Annotated in this window: 15 protein-coding genes; 4 read left to right on the top strand and 11 right to left on the bottom strand. The window is 58.4% G+C overall.

The window, feature by feature from the left end:
• Nucleotides 1-70: 70 nt before the first annotated feature.
• From L1S32_RS06015 to L1S32_RS06055, 9 genes are all read right to left on the bottom strand, one after another.
• Nucleotides 71-670 carry a hypothetical protein gene (locus tag L1S32_RS06015; protein WP_278157010.1) on the bottom strand — a complete coding sequence of 200 codons (600 nt, stop codon included), beginning with the start codon at nt 668-670 and terminating at the stop codon, nt 71-73.
• A gap of 589 nt (nt 671-1,259) precedes the next feature.
• Nucleotides 1,260-1,742 carry a hypothetical protein gene (locus L1S32_RS06020; protein WP_278157013.1) on the bottom strand — a complete coding sequence of 161 codons (483 nt, stop codon included), beginning with the start codon at nt 1,740-1,742 and terminating at the stop codon, nt 1,260-1,262.
• A 256-nt stretch (nt 1,743-1,998) separates the two neighbouring features.
• Nucleotides 1,999-2,232 (bottom strand): hypothetical protein, encoded by a 234-nt coding sequence (locus tag L1S32_RS06025; RefSeq protein ID WP_278157014.1) that lies wholly within the window; start codon nt 2,230-2,232, stop codon nt 1,999-2,001.
• Between the two features lie 171 nt (nt 2,233-2,403).
• Nucleotides 2,404-3,624, bottom strand: a complete 1,221-nt coding sequence (locus L1S32_RS06030; protein WP_278157015.1) for an ABC transporter permease — start codon at nt 3,622-3,624, stop codon at nt 2,404-2,406.
• A complete protein-coding gene (locus tag L1S32_RS06035) occupies nt 3,621-4,295 on the bottom strand; it encodes an ABC transporter ATP-binding protein (RefSeq protein ID WP_278157016.1) in 675 nt (224 codons plus the stop codon). The genes L1S32_RS06030 and L1S32_RS06035 overlap by 4 nt, the downstream gene beginning before the upstream one ends.
• Nucleotides 4,296-4,306: 11 nt before the next feature.
• Nucleotides 4,307-5,569 carry a hypothetical protein gene (locus L1S32_RS06040; protein ID WP_278157017.1) on the bottom strand — a complete coding sequence of 421 codons (1,263 nt, stop codon included), beginning with the start codon at nt 5,567-5,569 and terminating at the stop codon, nt 4,307-4,309.
• Between the two features lie 96 nt (nt 5,570-5,665).
• A complete protein-coding gene (locus L1S32_RS06045) occupies nt 5,666-8,014 on the bottom strand; it encodes a protein kinase (RefSeq protein WP_278157018.1) in 2,349 nt (782 codons plus the stop codon).
• A 21-nt stretch (nt 8,015-8,035) separates the two neighbouring features.
• Nucleotides 8,036-8,896, bottom strand: a complete 861-nt coding sequence (locus tag L1S32_RS06050) for an FHA domain-containing protein (RefSeq protein WP_278157019.1) — start codon at nt 8,894-8,896, stop codon at nt 8,036-8,038.
• Between the two features lies 1 nt (nt 8,897).
• Nucleotides 8,898-9,668 (bottom strand): protein phosphatase 2C domain-containing protein, encoded by a 771-nt coding sequence (locus L1S32_RS06055; RefSeq protein WP_278157020.1) that lies wholly within the window; start codon nt 9,666-9,668, stop codon nt 8,898-8,900.
• 291 nt (nt 9,669-9,959) lie between these two features.
• Here L1S32_RS06055 and L1S32_RS06060 point away from each other — a divergent pair, with 291 nt between their 5' ends.
• Complete coding sequence (locus L1S32_RS06060) at nt 9,960-10,475, top strand: putative immunity protein (RefSeq protein WP_278157021.1); 516 nt, start codon at nt 9,960-9,962, stop codon at nt 10,473-10,475.
• Nucleotides 10,476-10,573: 98 nt separating this feature from the next.
• Here the strand turns inward: L1S32_RS06060 and L1S32_RS06065 are convergent, their stop codons facing one another.
• Together L1S32_RS06065 and L1S32_RS06070 are read right to left on the bottom strand one after the other, a co-directional pair.
• Nucleotides 10,574-11,410 carry a M23 family metallopeptidase gene (locus L1S32_RS06065; protein WP_278157022.1) on the bottom strand — a complete coding sequence of 279 codons (837 nt, stop codon included), beginning with the start codon at nt 11,408-11,410 and terminating at the stop codon, nt 10,574-10,576.
• Nucleotides 11,411-11,569: 159 nt separating this feature from the next.
• Nucleotides 11,570-12,859 (bottom strand): ATP-binding protein, encoded by a 1,290-nt coding sequence (locus L1S32_RS06070; protein WP_278157023.1) that lies wholly within the window; start codon nt 12,857-12,859, stop codon nt 11,570-11,572.
• Nucleotides 12,860-13,482: 623 nt separating this feature from the next.
• Between L1S32_RS06070 and ablA the strand changes: the two genes are divergently transcribed.
• The 3 genes from ablA (at nt 13,483) to L1S32_RS06085 (ending at nt 17,142) form a co-directional block, all read left to right on the top strand.
• Nucleotides 13,483-14,796: a lysine 2,3-aminomutase gene (ablA, locus tag L1S32_RS06075; RefSeq protein ID WP_278157024.1), complete on the top strand. Its 1,314-nt coding sequence runs from the start codon at nt 13,483-13,485 to the stop codon at nt 14,794-14,796.
• Nucleotides 14,786-15,652: a putative beta-lysine N-acetyltransferase gene (gene ablB, locus L1S32_RS06080; protein ID WP_278157025.1), complete on the top strand. Its 867-nt coding sequence runs from the start codon at nt 14,786-14,788 to the stop codon at nt 15,650-15,652. Before ablA ends, ablB begins: the two co-directional genes overlap by 11 nt.
• 161 nt (nt 15,653-15,813) lie before the next feature.
• Nucleotides 15,814-17,142, top strand: coding sequence for a deoxyribodipyrimidine photo-lyase (locus L1S32_RS06085; protein WP_278157026.1), 1,329 nt, complete (start codon nt 15,814-15,816; stop codon nt 17,140-17,142).
• The last annotated feature ends 47 nt before the right edge of the window (nt 17,143-17,189 follow it).

Consider the following 17,189-nt stretch of genomic DNA (forward strand, 5'->3'; position numbering starts at 1 on the left):
GTCTTTGCTGACACATGGATTGAATGGAGAGTTTGTCCTTTCAGCCATTCATGAGATGATTTGCTGGTTCTTATTCAGCGGACGGGCCGCCATGCCGGAGGCCGGTGCCTGCATCGGCAGGGCGGTTCTCCTGCAGGAAGGCGTGAACGGCTTCCCTGTCGCCGCTCTCAAGTGCGGTCTCAAGAGCAGTCGTGTCAACACCGTTTGCCTGCATCTTCCGGATCATTTCCTGCATGCGTTCTTCATTCATGGCAGGACGGTTCGCCTCCATGAATGCACGGACAGCCTCACGGTCACCGCTCTCAAGGGCGGTCTCAAGAGCAGTCGTGTCAACACCGTTTGCCTGCATCTTCCGGATCATTTCCTGCATCCGTTCTTCATTCATGGCAGGCCGGTCTTCGTTCATTGCCGGTGCATCGGCAGGACGGTTCGCCTGCAGGAAGGCATGGACAGCCTCACGGTCATCGTTTGCAAGAGCGGTCTCAAGCCCGGTCGTGTCAATGCCGTCTGCCTGCAATTTCTCAAGGGCAGCCTGGGCACCGGTGCCGTCCTTCATCATGCCCCTCTGTCCTGTTCCGTCACCCATGGCAAGTGGTGCTGCCATCGCGGCGCAGACACAGAGCACGGCAAGGCCGGTCAGTGCCAGGACAATTTTTCTGCTTTTTGTCATTCTTCAACTCCTGTTTTTTCGGGTCCGGGCAGGGAGTGGATCACCTCCCCGAACCTCTGATCATACCAATCACCCGGAAAGGGATAAATGCGTAAAATGGGGGGAATGGTATAGTGCAACCATAAGGTTGCACGATGGTCATATGTGATACCGACAGGCACGGCAGCATGGGACCACCGGAACAGCAGGCAGAGAGGAGAAGAGCTTTTCCTAAAGAATCGGCATAAAACGCCGTAAGCAGTCTTATGGCAATCTCTGTGATCTCAAGGGAGAAATAACAGCCTTGTGAATACGATGCAAAAACCATCCATATCCTGGCTGAACAGGCAGCCGGACCAGGTACGTCCATCATCTTGTGTGCTGGCATGGAGTCGCAAAAAAGACGCATCATCTCAGAAGTGCAGTGAGCGGGAAAGAAAAATGGTATGAGGTACGCACCGGTCCCGGTTGTGTTTCAGGTCCGGGGCTCTCCCTCCACAGTCTCGTATGATCAAAAACCGAACAGGTGAATCCCCGCGTCTTCCGCATGCACCGGCCAGAGAGAACCATCAGATTCCGGCATTCACAAACGATTCCGGCAATTTCAGTATCATGCGGGAGGCGGCCCGTCCGGCCGGTCTCCGGGGCCGCCGCCCGGGGGCATATCTGCGGGCCGGTTCTCCTCGATGAAGGCGAAGACAGCATCCATATCACCGTTTTCAAGAGCCTCCCTGGCTTCGGTGGTGTCGATGCCATTCTCCTGCATTATATCAAGGATCTCCTCAATCTGTCCGGCATCCATCTCAGGCATACCTTCAGGCATACCATCAGGAGGTATCCCCTCCCGGACGGGTTCATCCGCCCCGATAGCATTCACAGAGGTATCCGTGGGCAGCCCCTCATTCGGGGAGGAAACAGGGATCCCGGCTCCCATATCAGGCGTAGTTACGGGGGATGAAGCCGCTGCCGTTGGGGAACTGACCTGCCCGGTTCCATTGTCATCGCTCATCATAAGCGGCACCACCGCTGCTGCACAGATGCAGAGCACAGCAAGGCCTGCCGCAGCAGCAATTAATTTTTTACGTGTATCCATTTCATGTCTCCTTTCAGGTGTCTGGTCCAGACATACGCTGAACCTTTGCCCTCACATAGAACGGTCCGCATAAAATGTGATAAATGGGGAGAATAGCAGAATGTACGTGCATTAACCGCAGGGTTGCATGACGAAACCCTGATAACCGTATGCCGCCCGGGAGTCACGGGCAAACCTTCCGTTTCCTGCTAAAAAGGGTGCCGCCTGCACCGGCACAGGCGATGAGAAAACGCCCCGGAGCCGGGGAACGAACCGGTCATTCCCCAAATGAATCCGGGAACGCCGGCCCGGGGGATGCATCCCCGTGGTAACGTCCGGGAACGGCACCGGTGGGCCGGATCTTTTGGAAAAAAGCATGGATGCCTGTTATATCGCCATTCTCAAACGCCGCCTCCAGTTCCGTGGTGTCGACGCCGTTTTCCGCAAGCATCCGAAAGGCAGAGGGCACGACAGGGCCGGCCGGTGCATGGTCAGGTGGAATATTCTTCATCTGTTTCCCTCTCTTTTATCTCCGGTCTTCTCAGGGAAGGGGTCAGGACAAAAAGAGTGCCATACCTTCCCGGACCTCTGAACAGATGATTCTCCGGATGACCATAAATGCATAAAATAGGAGGGAGGGCATGATGCAACCATGCAGTTGCACGGTGGCCGTCCCTCTCGTTCACTCCGCCCTGAGCGCCTCAATCGGGTCGAGGTTCGATGCCCGCCATGCCGGGTAGACACCCGAGATAACGCAGATGACCGTACCGATGATCATCCCTTCCGGGACATTCACGATACTGTTCCATGCAAAGAAATACTCGGTCGTCCCGACCATCCCGAAGACGACCACATAGCCAATGAGAAGCGAGAGCACCGCCCCGATACCTGCCCCGACAATGCCGATAATAGCCGCCTCGTAGACAAACATCCTGAGGATTTCGCCCTTCTGCGTCCCGATACTGCGGAGAATTCCTATCTCACGGATACGTTCCGTGACCGACATCATCATCACATTGAAGATGGAGACGGCCGCCACAAGAAGCGAGATGCCCGCGATGCCAAGGGCAAAGGTGGTGAGCGTCCCCAGTGTCGAAGATATAGAGTCAAGCATCCGGCTGGAATCCTGCACCCTGACTTCATCGTCCTTCTTATTCAGGGACTCATCGATGCTCTCAGATACCGCATCGATCTCATTGATGTCATCAACAACAACATTGACCTGGGAATACTCATCCTCCCCGTCGTATCGGCCGGTAAAGAACTTCTCTGTCGTGATGATGGCACTGTCCGAGTTGATGTCCATCGACATGCCGCGTTCTTCGAGAATGCCTGTCACCCGGACGGTTGTCTCACCCTCGTCATCGTCCTCGTCTCCTATCGTAACCTTGCTCCCGACCTCAATACCGTAGCGTTCGACTAAGTCCGGCCCGACAACGACCTGTGATGTGGTCGATGGGAAACTGCCCTCGGTAAGGGTGAGGACTTCTGTCATCGCCTCATCGTCCATCCCATAAACGGTTGCGTGGCCGCTGCTGTCACTGGTCTCGATACGATCGCTCTCCGAGTAGAGATAATACACATACGCGGAGCCCGCCGCCTTTCTGATATCATCGAACTGATCACTGGTCAGGTAATCATCCTCATCTGAACTGCTGCCTCCGCCGCTGCCCGGGCTAAAACCGCCACCGCCACCCCCGCCACTGTCGGCGGTTACCACAAGGACATTCGCCGTTGCGGAGAGCTCTTCGGTGACAGAGAGAGTCATATTCGCCGAGATCATCCCGATGGACGCGATCGCAACGACGCCTATCACAATGCCAAGGGCCGCAAGCACGGATCGCAGGAGGTTCAGGCGCACACTGCGCATTGAGAGATGGAAGATTATGTCTGGTTTTCTCATGCTATCCTCCCGTCCTGTATTCGGATTGTGCGGTCGGCATACTCTGCCGTCGATTCATCATGGGTCACCATGATGACCGTTCGCCCCTCGCGGTTGAGGTCGGCAAGCATCTCCATTATCTGGGTGCTCGTTTTTGAGTCCAGATTTCCGGTCGGCTCGTCGCAGAGCAGGATGGCCGGTTCGTTCACCAGTGCCCGTGCAACGGCCACCCGCTGCTGCTGCCCGCCGGAGAGTTCCGCCGGACGATGTGCGGCCATTGCGGCGTCGATGCCCACCGAATCAAGGAGGGCCTGCACCCGCCCGGTGTCATCATACTTCCGGTCCCTGAGTATCAGCGGATACTCAACATTCTCGTAGGCTGTCAGCAGGGGAATAAGATTGAATTTCTGGAAGATGTAGCCGATGGAGTCCCTCCGGAGTGCCGTCAGGTCAAAGTCACTGAGCCGGCCGATATCCTGCCCTTCGATACAGACCGTCCCTGACGTCGGCACATCGAGACAGCCGATCTGGTTCATGAGCGTTGATTTCCCCGACCCCGACGGACCCATGATGGCGACAAACTCTCCTTTCTCAATCGTGAGAGAGACGCCGTCGAGTGCATGGACATCCCCGGAAAGGAGGGGGTATATTTTGCGCACGTCTTCGAGCGCAATAACCGGTGTGGAGTCCATTATAGTCCCCTTCACTTCTCTTTGTGCAGACGGGCGCTGACAGCGTCACGTGCCCGTGCAAGGTGGCCGGTTCTCCAAACAATGAGGCCGCCTGCGATGATGAAGATCACGAAGATGACGGGTATGAATGGTATCTGCGAAAATCCGCTTCCCATACTGCCTAAAGGACTTCTGCTGCCACCCGGCCCGCCGTCGTTACTCCGTTCAGCAGGGGCGCCGCTTTCACCATCTGCTGAAATGCTGCTACTGCTGCCGCTGACGGAGAACTCATTCTCATAGATGTTCCCGTCCTCGTCCTTGTAGCTGACAAGGACCGGCACCGATCCCGCGCCCTGCATCGTATAGGTCACCTCAAACCCGGAGAAGTCGTCCGGTTCAAGGGCGCCGATGACGGCAACGGGGTTTGGGTTGGAGGGCGTTGCCGGGTCTCCCACGGTTACCATCACCGAGTATGCCTCCTCGAGACCGGCGTTGGTCACATCACCGGATACGGTGGCCGTCCCCCCGGACGAACTCACCGAGACCTCGTTTATGACAAGAACCGCACTGGTCTTGTCGGTCCCGAAGGTCATGGGAATAGAGACGGCGGTGCTGTGCTCGTTGACGCCGTTTCGGTAGCTCACCACAAAGGAGAGGTCGCCCTCTGTCTCCGGGGTAACCGCAAAGGTGACCTCTGCGGATTCGTCCTGTTCAAGCTCGCCCACAAAATAGCTGGTCCGGTCGCATTTTATCCCGTCTGTTACCGGCGTAATCGTGATACCGCTCAGTATGCCCTCACGGGGATTGCCCACACGGACCGTGATATCCTCGGTCTTCCCTTCGGTGAAGATCTCCGGGACGCCTAAGAGGGAGACCTGCGGGGTGGTGTCCTCAACAATCACCGGGATGGATGAGTGCAGGGACCCTGCCGACCCGAAATCGACATAGAACGTCGGGTAGAAGATCCCCTCACCCGGACCTGCCTTCACCATAAAGGAAAATTCCATGGAATTTCCCGCACCGATGTCGCCAACGACTTCGTAGGCATTGTCATTGACGACGTTCAGGTCATTGGTGTAGAGTTTTACCCGGTCGATAGAAGCGCTCTCATCACCGGAGTTCGTTATCTGAACCGTGATAAATCCCTGATCTCCCGGCATCAGTGTTTCAGGGGACTTTGCCACCCCGGTCACGGATATCTGGGACGAAGCGTCTGATCCACTGTCGGCTGCGGCGGCCGCGATGCCGCAGCACGCTGCAAGGACCAGAAGTGCAATACCTATTCTGTAGTTCATGTCTGTGCCTCTGTAGTAATATTCAGAAGAGGCGTTTCCCACGTACAGGTATATATGAAGAAAATGGAGGGAGGGGAACCATGCAACCGCGAGGTTTCACGGTTCTTTTGATGTTGTGTCCAGCGCCTCTGCCAGCGCTGCAGCGGACGGGTAGCGGTCGCCCTTCTCTTTGGCAATGCAGCGCATCACAATGTCATCCCACGGTGCCGCCGCCGGGACACGGGATGAGGGGGGTGCGGGGATTTCACTGAGGATGGCGTCCGTCATCTCCCCCAGCCCGCCGTCACCGAACGGCCGGCGGCCGGTAAGGAGCTCGTAGAAGACAATGCCTGTCTGGTAGATGTCGGTGCGGGGATCGGCATCACCGAACCGGCGGGGAGCGATCTGTTCGGGGGCCGCATACTGGATGGAAAAGCCCACGACAGAGGACTCGTGCCCGTCGCCCATCACCGCCCCGAGGCCCCAGTCGGTTATTTTGGCGGTATTCTCCTCTGCAAGCAGGATGTTGTGCGGCTTGATATCGCGGTGGATGATGCCGTGTTCATGGGCATACATGAGGCCGCGGACGATACCTTCGACAATTACGACCGCCTCTTCAGGGGGAAGGGGCAGCGTGACACCCGCGAGGGACTTCGGCACATACTCCATCTCCACATAGGGCACGGGCAGGATATTGACCGAGCAGATGCGGACGATATTCGGGTGGGAAAGCCCTTCCCAGAGTTTCATCTCCTTTAAGAAGATGCGGCCGGTCGTCTCATCAAAGCTGATGGGAACCTTGACGGCGACGACCGCCCCGTCTTTGCGCCGGACGGCCCGGAATACGCGTGCGAGCCCGCCCTTGCCGATGAACGTCACTTCACGGTAGCGGTCTGACAGGGTGGCGGGGAAATAGACGTCCCTGAGCTGGGTGTCCATGATCCGGGTCTCATCGAAGGGGTCGCCGCCAACGTGTGCAATACGGGTCCGCTCGTCGGTGTCCCCCGAAACCTGCGGGGTGACGAACCGGGAGCGGTGATAAGACCCGAGAAGAACGGCGGCGAGGCAGAGGAAGAGAGGGACGGAACTGCCCGGCCCCCCCTGCCCATCCAGCACCAGAGCGGCGGAGATGACCGCCACGCTGCCTGCCACGATAAGGTAGGCGCCAAGCAGATACCGGGGGGAACTCTCCGTTGCGGTGGTTGCGGCAAGGATGATGCCCGCCACCGAGAGAAATGCCAGCCCGACCAGAACCGGGTTTGCACCCGGCACCGTCTGCAGGACCAGCAGGGACTGGAAGCCGGTCAGAAACATCGCCGAACTGCACATGACCGCAAGAATGGTGTATCCGGCGGTCAGGACAGGCACGGTATGCCCGTCCCGGTTCAGGACAGTGCGGTGCCGGGCACGGCGGTCGGCAGCCGTGAGCAGCCCTCCGACAAGCAGGGAGCCCAGAAAGGCAAATGCCGGCCAGAAGAACCCTTCAGGCTCCCGGGGGAACTCGAAGGGGCCGGTCCCGTTCGGGCCCGGACCCGGCCCGGGTGTATCCCGCTGCATCCGGGAGGGACTGGTGACCGAATATGCATCAATGCCTGAGATCAGGGGGGCGGTATCCTCCACAATCACACCGCCGGTGAGTTCACCCATCAGATCGAAGGGGCGGCGTTCAAAGGGGGATGCTTCATCATCGTCCCGCCATGCGTTGAACTGGGCCGGGGAGAGGGAGGGGACGACATACGGCTCGTCCCCGATTCCATCGCCCCCGAAATCAGCCCCGGCATACCCGCTCCAGCTGTTGCCCACCTGCCCCGCGAATGAGCTCCCCTCATATACGTAGGTGAGCTCCGGCGAGATCCAGGATGTCTCCGGGGATGACGAAACCGCTCCGATGATGCAGTCAATTTCGTTGAAGTATACCGCAGTCCCGTCCGATTCGCTTACCAGAATCCCGATGCGCTCCCCCTCGATACGGTTTCCCGTCACGACGGTCCGGTCTGCGTCATAGATGCAGATGCCGACACCGGTTCCGGGGATGGTGGTGGCGATCGTGTTTCCGGTAATCACCGTATTGTCCGCATGGACGAATATGCCGCAGGGAACGATTCCCGTAATGAAGAGTCCTTCGATGGTGGTCCCCGGTGCGTCCACGACAAGGGCGGCCTCACCCTCTTTTGCCATGATGACCGGCAGCCCCCCGCCGGTATTCACACCCGTGATCGTCACCGGGACGGTGATATTCAGGTGTTCAGAATAGGTGCCGCTCTCAACGCGGATCTCATCCCCCGGCATGGCCGCGGCAAGTGCTGCTGAAATGGTGCCATACCCGTCTTCCCCGACGGTCAGGGCGGCGGCGCTGCCGGGAGAGCAGAGCAGGGCTGTGCAGAGCAGAAGAAGGGCAACGAGCATCCGCACAAAGCCGCCGCTCCGGCAGGCTCGGATTCCTGTCTGCGGATCGTCCCTTCGCATATTCACACGCTCCGGTGTTCGTTATTCGTCTGCTGCTTCATCCTGAACTTCTGCAACGGTGAAGAGGAATCTGACCCCGCGGGGGCCGCGGGCAAGGTCGATGATGTCGCCTGCCATCAGCCGCACCTCGCTGTTCTCCCCGCACGCACTGTCATTCAGGTAGGTCCCGCCGGTGCTTCCCCGGTCGGTGAGGAACCAGCCGTTCTCCTTCCGGCGAATTTCCGCGTGCGGCCGTGATATGCGGGTGACAAGGTCGAAGTCCCGGTGGACGACGATCGCGGCGTCGCCCGTGAGGGTGCCCGGCGGGGCATAGCGGATGGCAGAGGCATCGTGTTCAGTCATGAGCGGCCCGAACCGTTTCTCCTCCCGCCCGATACGGGTTACTTCTTCGGAGAGGGGAAAGGTCTTTCCGTCGGCGGGCCCGCCCAGCACGAAGATGACCGGGGTCTCCCCCGCATATTCGCGGGAGACCATCCGCCGGGCCTCATCGACCCGTTCTGCCAGCTCGCTGCCCTTGATATGGATGTCTAAGTTCGAGAATAATCCCAGATTGCGGATAATCTCCTCGATGCCGCCGGGGCGGGTGGTGTACTTCCAGACCGGAAGCGACCCGCGGGAGGTGGCCCGCCCAAATCCGGCCTCCTTGGTGATGATGCCTGCCGCAAGCATCTTTTCGAGATGCTTTTTGGTGTTCACATAGGATGTGCTGATCTCGGTCGCGATTTCGCTGGCCTCTTTCGGGGTGTGCTCGATAATCTTGAGGATATGCAGGCGGACGGGATTGGAGAGGACGTTGAGATATCGGGAGAGGTCTTCATAGTAATCCATATCCTCCGTCATCATCACGGTCTTTCCATTGGCATACTCTTCAGGGTCTGTCATCCTACTCACATTCCTCCGGGTATTTCGCTTCGCCGTGCACCCTGACCACAATAAGGGTGATGTTATCTGTTGATTTCCGGGCAGCCTCTTCAAGAAGAATTTTCACCGCGTCGTCTGCGGACGGCACCGCTCCTGCCGCAACCAGCGCCTGACGGGAGACATAGTCGTGCAGGCCGTCGGAGGAGAGCACCAGCGTATCATTGGGACAGAGGAAGTGGGCGGTGCAGTCGGCGATGAAGTCCCCACCCAGCGAGTGGGTGATGATGTTTTTCATCGGGTGGTCCATGGCCTCCTCCGGGGTGAGCACGCCCTTGTCCACCAGATCCTGCACAAAGGAGTGGTCCTTTGTCAGCCTCAGCACGATTCCCTTGCGTATCAGTGTGCACCGGGAATCCCCCGTATTGCACATGGTGATGGCCCCATCCCCAAACCAGGCGGAGACAAGCGTGGTCCCCATTCCTGCACGGGTCCCGATGGCCTGATGCCGGATGGCCTCGTGGGCGAGGGTGTGGCCTTTCATGAGCACCGCTGCTGCCGTGTCATGATCGCCTGAAGTGATCTGTGCCGCATGCACGGTCTCACCGAATACGCGAATGGCAAGGGCGGATGCCACGTCCCCTGCCTCATGCCCGCCGATCCCGTCGGCAACGGCGCAGACCAGCCCCCCACCCACCTGGGCAGTGCACCATGCATCCTCGTTTACCGGGCGGATTCCGGCAACGGAAGCAGCGCTGCATTCAAATTGTTCATGGGTTCCTGTGTCTGATCTCATCTCTCGGCTCGTATGGACAAAGGGTTGGTCGTCACAGATAATAAATGTGGGAAATGGTTGTGGTTACATGGTGCCGGGTTTGGGAGTATGGTGTCACTCACCATGGTGTTCTCCCGTATGTGGGGGTGGGCCGGTGCAGGAGGCACATCCCGGTGGGACATACCAGCCGGAGAAAAACACCCGTACAGACACGGCGGCACCGGCCATCCCCACCATTCATATGACCGGCAGGGGTGAGAGAGAGAGAGAAATGTAGAAGAAGGAGACCGGTCCCTATACAGGGATGAGGATATGACCACAAAATCCGGGTTTTCCCTTGCCCGCAGGGATGAGCCAATGCGGGAGCTGGTGCGTGAAACGGGTCACAAAACGCTGGGTGTCTGGGCCGTTGACTGCGTTGAGCGTGTCCTGCCCTACTTTGAGGTGCAGTATCCTGATGACCACCGGCCCGGAGACGCTGTCGACGCACTCCAGAACTGGATCCGGACGGGGGTCTTTCATATGGCGGATATCCGCAAAGCGGCACGTGATGCCCATGCGGCTGCCCGCGAGGTGGGAAGGGATAATGCAGCCCGTTCGGCCGCCCGTGCCGCCGGGCAGGCAGCGGCAACGGCACATGTCGCCACCCATGCGCTTGCTGCTGCGATGTATGCCTTACAGGCGATGTACCGGGCCGCAAACCCCTCTGATGCTGAAGCCGCCGTCGCCCGTGAACGGGACTGGCAGTACCGGCATTTACGCGACCTGAGGGAGAGGGATGTGCAGGCGGGACGAGCGGCAACGGCGGGGGAGGAGGATAAATCCTGAGAACAGGTGAGGACACCGGCTGTTCCAAATCACGGTGAAAAATTGTACGGGGAAGAATCGTACGGGGAAGACTGCGGGCCATCCTGAAATGGGCCGGATTAAGCCCGGATGGATTCGGACCCAAACCGTATCCGGTCTTTATCTGTGGGAATGCCATTAACCGTCTGGTGCCACTCACCATCCCGGAATACTTCATACTGTTCAAAAGCACAGGGCAATCCGTTTGCAGCAGCGATGTCGCAGCTGTCCATAAGCTGAAAATGCAGATGCGGACCAAAGGAATTGCCTGAATTACCCACTCTCCCAAGGACTTCACCTTTTTTTACCCTCTGGCCAGCGGCAACCTGAATGGACCCTGTCTGAAGGTGGACGAGCGCAGCGTACGCATTACCGCCGCATTCCATTATGATGTAGTTGCCGGCAACTGATTGTACGTCGTCTTTCCCCGGATCGAAAGAGTGAGCATTTTTATAGGCATTCGACAAATCCGAGAGCAGATTCGTTCGTTCCCGTTCTTTATACCCATCCTCTGCCCGGACAATGATCCCGTCGCATGGTGCATATACTTCCCGGCCCCAGCAATAATATTCCTTTACGGGAACCCCAAAAAGAAGATATTGCGGCAGGCTGACGCGGTACGCGGGCCAGCCCTTTCTTCCCCAGTCCACCTGGATAAAGTCATACGCATATCGTGTTCCGAACCGGTCTGTGCCGTGGCTCGGAATTTTTGTCCCCGGAGTGTTGGGAGAGAGCCATTCCCCCCTCAAAGGAAACGCTACAATGATCGGCTCACGCGCTTCAGTCATTTCAGTACTCCTCTCTGTCCATTCTGTACCTGCATTATTAAAAATGACGAGTGCTCCAAGGGCAAGTGCCAGTACGATACTGACACGTGCAGACCGGTGATTTTTCCCATTCCACACTCCAACCCGCATTTCAACCCCCTTGTCCATTGCCTGACGTACAGAAATGGTCCCGGGTTCGTCAGGGTATCCGTCAGGTGCTGCAATGTGACCGGTTCACAATCCGGATTTGACGTCTGCAGGGCCCATATCTGTTCTCCGAATCAGGCGGGTGATGCGCCGTATGCCCCCTCACTCCGCACCCAGAAGCCATTTCCAGAGCGGGACACAGCGGACATCCCCCTTCTGCTGTGCGGTATCCTTTGTTATCAGCACCTGTTCTTTTACCCGGGCGCCAAACTCACCGGTGAACTCCCGGAATCCGTCCAGCTTTTCCCGCGGGATGGTATCGGTGTAGGTAATGCTGACCGCACTCAGCGTATTGTCCAAATGGTTCAGGACAAAATCCACCTCATACCCTTTCTTCCAGTAATACGGTTCATGCCCCCGCCGCCGCAGTTCGAGATACACCAGGTTTTCCGCACACCTCTCTTCATCCAGGGACACCGCGGATAACACCGCATTTCTGATTCCGTTGTCGATGCAGTATATTTTCTTGTTGTTCCGTGCCTGAATCTTTGGCGAACTGCTGAAAAACTGGACCTCGAAGAGCACGTGCGCCATCGCGGCATACTGGATATATTCCCGGACGGTCACCGCATCGATGCCCAGCACCCGCACCAGCAGCCGGTAGGAAAACGGGGAGGCGAAGTTGGTCAGGAGGTAGGAGAGGAGATCGCTCATCGCCCGCTGGTTGCGCACCTCGTTCACCCGGACGATGTCCCGGTAGACAATGCTGTCATAGTATGCCCTGAGCTGGTCTTTTTTCACCTCCTCGTCACTCTGCTGGACGACCTGGGGGAATCCGCCCTCATGGAGATAGCGCCTCAGGAGCTGCACGATCTCATATTTCCGGCTGGCAAGCGTGACCGGGTCGTTCTTTGCCTCTACCCCGTGAAAGAGCAGGTACTCGGAAAAATCGAGGGGATATACAATGACAGAGAGATACCGCCCGCTGATAAGGGTAGCCACCTCCGAGTCCAGCAGACGGGAGGAGGAACCCGAGATCACCAGCCTGAACTGCTTGCGGTCATAGACCGCCTTGACCCACTGCTCCCAGCCCGGAATGTTCTGGATCTCGTCAAAGACCAGACAGATATTCTCCCCGCTGCCGACCTCCTTCCGGTAGGTGTCGAGCACCATCTCCAGCGGGCGGTCGAGCCGGGTAAGATACGGCTCGTCGCAGTTGACGAAGAGAATGGACCGGGGATCGACCCCCTCCTCATGAATCAGGTCGTGAATCAGCTGGTACAAAAGAGAGGTCTTGCCCGAGCGCCGCACGCCGCTGAGCACCACAATCTCTCCGGTGGCGTAATACTTCCGGATCTTTGAGGAGTAGCGCTCCCGCCGCATACCGGTCCCGAACTCTTTGCCGCTCCACCATGGGTTGAGGGATACCAGAAGGTCAAGCAGTTCTGTCACACTACCCGGATGGGTGATACCCACCTATAATAGTATGGATCGTGCGATTATAGCCATGCGAAGACGGGCATTTCTGCATGATTACAGCCATGCAGAAAATACGGTTTTTATACGCCTGCAGGGCAATCCGATGCAGCACCGGTGCCCACCCAAAACGGTGGCCCGTACCATGATGCGATACATCCCTTTTGTGCGCCCCTCTCCGGAAAAACCCTCCGAAGGATTGGATTTCAGCAGAAAAAACCCCGGAATCAGGAGATTCTGACAGCATTCTACGGCACCGGCGTTCGTTGAAACGGGTTTGAGGCACAGGTGCAGACCCGATGAGCGTTTACGATACAGAGTATCCGCAGTTATTAGAGGGGACGGAAGAATAGCCCCTAAACCGGATTCTTTTTCCTGAAATCGGCTGAATCGCGAATATTTCGACAACACCCCTTTCAATACGGCAACCGGCAGCACAGAATGAAATAAGCCATAATTAAAGCCATTTAATCCATTTAACCCAAAATTACCGATATTTCCCACAACACATATATGGGGTGAACAAGAGACGTACGAGTCCACCGGAACGCATTCTGAACTCTGCTTCATACCGAACAATTCATCCTGGTTTTGCTTTCATGACAATCTATTCATCCAATCAGCAGCAGATGGCTGCAAAAATTGATCCTACATCACAGGCCTCCCAATGGAAAGACTGGCACTGGCAGATTCGCCATGCCATAACTGACATCGCGACCGTCGAACGCCTGCTGGGCATCCGCTTTCCACCGGAAAAACGGGCAGAGCTGGAAGAGACGATTGCAACCTTTCCCCTCTGCATCACCCCGTACTACCTCTCTCTCATCGAGGCAGACGATTATGAAAACGATCCTGTCTTTATGCAGGCGTTTCCCTCCGCAGCTGAGCTGATCATCGAAACGAGCGACATGGCAGACCCCCTTGCCGAGGATACGGACAGCCCCGCTGCCTGCATCACCCACCGGTATCCCGACCGCGTCCTCTTTCTGGTCAGCAACGTCTGTGCGATGTACTGCCGCCACTGCACCCGGAAACGAAAGGTCGGAGATATCGACTCCATCCCGGACAAGGCGGCCATCCGTGAGGGGCTCAATTATATCGCGGGGAATCCCGCCATCCGGGACGTCCTGCTCTCGGGAGGCGACCCGCTCATGCTCCCCGACGACTATCTGGACTGGATTCTTACCGAGCTGCGGGCGATTCCTCATGTCGAGGTGATACGCATCGGCAGCCGTGTGCCGGTGGTCCTTCCCTACCGCATCACCAACGAGCTTGTCCGTGTGCTCAAAAAACACCACCCCCTCTACCTGAATACGCACTTCAACCACCCCCGGGAGATAACCGCCTCATCGCGGGAGGCCCTCAGGAGACTCGCCGATGCGGGCATTCCCCTCGGCAACCAGACGGTGCTTTTAGCCGGTGTCAATGACTGCCCCCGGATTATGAAGAGCCTCATGCAGAAGCTGGTCCGGGAGCGGGTGCGCCCCTATTACCTCTACCAGTGCGACCTCTCCGAGGGGCTCGCCCACTTCCGCACGCCCGTCGGCAAGGGCATTGAGATCATCGAGAGCCTCATCGGCCATACGAGCGGGTTTGCAGTACCTACCTATGTGATTGACGCTCCGGGCGGAGGCGGCAAGATTCCGGTGATGCCCAATTACCTGCTCTCATGGTCGACGAACAAGGTGGTGCTGCGCAACTACGAAGGGGTTATTTCCACCTACCGGGAACCGGACCACTACCAGCAGGTCTCCTGCGACCGGAACTGTGATGCGTGCACGCTGCAGCTGAAACTGGATGACGCGAATGAGGCGAAAGGGGTCGGCATCGAGAAACTGCTCTGTGACTACGATGACACCTATATGCTTATTCCTCAGGATACCGAGCGGGTTGACAGACGCAATGACGCGTGATACGGTCACCCGTCCTGGCGCATCGGCCGTGCAGCACGGGCCCGGCAACGACCGCGTCTACCTGATGAAGCTCGCGGTGGAGGATACCGATACCATCATCCCGGCGATGGATGCGCTGGCGGACCGGTACGGCTACTCAAAACTCTTTGCCAGGGTGCCTGACTCTGCAAAAGACCGGTTCTGTGCGGCCGGATACCGGGCCGAGGCACATATCCCCGGCATGTACCGGGGAACAGAGGACGGCTGGTTTCTCGCACGCTATCCCGACCCGGTACGGGCAGAACCCGGTGATGCAGCGCCCCTTACCGCAGATCTGCTCAGGTCCGCGAGGCCGCGGCCGGATGCCTGCGGGAGCCCCGGCATGGCATCCGGGTGTGTGATTGAGGAGGCAGGTCCGGTCGATGCGGATGCACTCGCAGAGCTGTATACCGACGTCTTCGAGACCTATCCGTTCCCCATCCACGACCCGGCGTATCTCCGGGAGACGATGGCTGACGGCATCCGGTATTTTGTCGTCCGGGCAGAAGGCCGGGTGGTGGCGGCCTCGTCAGCGGAGGTGGATGTCTCCGGCAAAAACGCGGAGATGTCTGACTTTGCGACGCATCCCGGATACCGGGGAATGGGGCTCTGCCCGGCCCTGCTGGCGGCGATGGAGGGGGAGATGCGGCGCACCGGGATAATAACCACATATACCATCGCACGGGCCGCCTTCTATCCGGTCAACATCACCTTTGCCCGTGCCGGATACCGGTTCGGCGGGACACTGGTCAATAACACGCAGATATGCGGGGCCTTCGAGAGCATGAACGTCTGGTACAAATCCCCCGGCAGGGAGCGTGCCCCGCACCGTGACTGAGCAGGGGGGCATGCATTCGCCCGTGCATCCTCCCCCCGCCTTTCGTCGGAAGCCACCAGCATATTCCTGCCGGGCATGCCCGTTTACCGATACAGATTCTTTTTTTTTTACATGGCCGCCCGCCGTCTCTTTTATCTGCTCCCCGCATGAGAAAATAGTGCATGGAGCGGCGGCTGAACGACCATGCCCCCCGACGGGGCGACTATCTCCTTTACTGGATGCAGGCCTCCCAGCGGGCCGAAGGGAACCCGGCACTGGAATATGCCGTCCGGGAGGCAAACCGGCTCAATAAGCCTGTCGCCGTCTGCTTCTGCCTTGACCCGCGGGGCGAGGGGCGGCAGGTCCGCCATCTGACCTTCATGCTCGAAGGGCTCCGGGAAGCCGCAGAGCAGCTGGCCGGACGGGGTATTGCGTTTATTCTCAGAGACGGTCCGCCGCAGGAGGTGGTGGCGGCACTGGGGGAGGAGGCCTGCCTGGTGGTCACCGACGGGGGCTATCTCCGGGGGCAGCGGCGGGACCGGGCCCTTCTTGCCGGAACACTGGAGGCGCCGCTCATCGAGGTGGAGGGGGATGTCATCGTGCCGGTGGAGACGGCCTCTCTCAAAGAGGAATGGTCCGCAGCGACCTTCCGGCGGCGGATCACGCCCCATATCGTCCCGTCTCTTGCCCAAAGCAACGAGCAGGAGGTGAAGGTGAGGGCGGTTCCGGGGGAGTATGAATCGCTCTCACTCAGCCGCCCCGCAGAGATCATCCGAACGCTTGCTCCGGCAAAGGACGCCTCTCCTGCGGCCTTTACCGGAGGCATCACTGAGGCACGCCGCCTTCTCACCCTCTTTGCAGCAGAGAAGCTCAGCCGCTATGCAGACGAGCGCAATGACCCGAACAAAGACGTTCTCTCCTGTATGAGCCCGTACCTGCACTTCGGGCAGATTTCCCCTCACGAAATTGCCCTCCGCATACGGGAGGCAGGCGGAAAGAATGCGGCCGCATACCTCGAGGAGCTGATCGTCCGCAGGGAGCTCTCGATGAACTTTGTGCACTACAACCCCCGCTACGCCTCCATCGAATGCCTCCCCGCGTGGGCCAGAACGACCCTTGCTGAGCATGCCGGCGACCCGCGGGAGTATGCCTATTCACTGCATGAATTCGAGGCGGCCCGGACCCACGACCCCTGCTGGAATGCGGCGCAGCGGCAGATGCGGGTGACCGGGAAGATGCACGGGTATATGCGGATGTACTGGGGCAAGAAGGTGATCGAGTGGTCGGCCTCTCCGGAGGAGGCGTATCGCACCCTCCTGATCCTGAACAACCGCTACGAACTGGACGGGAGGGACCCGAACAGTTATGCCGGCATTGCGTGGTGCTTCGGGAAGCACGACCGGGCATGGAAGGAGCGGCCGGTCTTCGGAAAGGTGCGGTATATGAACGCAAAGGGGCTGCAGCGGAAGTTCGATACGGATGCATATGTAAAAGCGTACGGCGGGGAATAAGACGTCCGGGTATTTCAGAACAATTCCTCCCCGGCACCGCCCGACAG

The organism is Methanogenium sp. S4BF (assembly GCF_029633965.1).
GTDB lineage: Archaea > Halobacteriota > Methanomicrobia > Methanomicrobiales > Methanomicrobiaceae > Methanogenium.